The organism is Acetomicrobium sp. S15 = DSM 107314 (genome assembly GCF_016125955.1).
Lineage (GTDB): Bacteria > Synergistota > Synergistia > Synergistales > Thermosynergistaceae > Thermosynergistes > Thermosynergistes pyruvativorans.
Window position 1 is genome coordinate 1 of record NZ_JADEVE010000146.1, and the last position, 401, is coordinate 401.

Consider the following 401-nt stretch of genomic DNA (forward strand, 5'->3'; position numbering starts at 1 on the left):
GCAGCGTACTCGTGATGGAGATGGCTTCCTCGAGTGACATCGGTCCCGAGAGCGTGGGTTCTTACTGTGATATCTCTTTAAGCGTCGCCGTGGCAGTTTGCCCTGACGTCAGGATGAGCGCAAGAGAAAGGGGCAATATCAACCAAAACGGCATATCTCCGATGCAGAAGGTATTAGGAGCGCCGCGGCGGACGGCCTTGCAACAGATGAGGCACTCCTCCATCGTCACGGGCACGGTGCCGGGATAACCCTCTCGTAGTTATACGCTTGACGGAGCTATTGTTAGAAGCCGGCGTTCCGGGTAGCGTGGCCCAGGTGATAACAGGCAGCGGGTCGATGGTGGGAAGATTTTATGCAGCAGCACGAAAGTTAACGCTATTACGCTGACCGGCAGCACAGAA

Annotated in this window: 1 protein-coding gene; it reads right to left on the reverse strand. The window is 55.9% G+C overall.

All coding sequences use genetic code 11. The features are described 5' to 3' along the window. Positions 1–61 precede the first annotated feature (61 nt). Positions 62–223 (reverse strand): hypothetical protein, encoded by a 162-nt coding sequence (locus EZM41_RS14600; RefSeq protein WP_446697809.1) that lies wholly within the window; start codon positions 221–223, stop codon positions 62–64. Between the last annotated feature and the right edge of the window lie 178 nt (positions 224–401).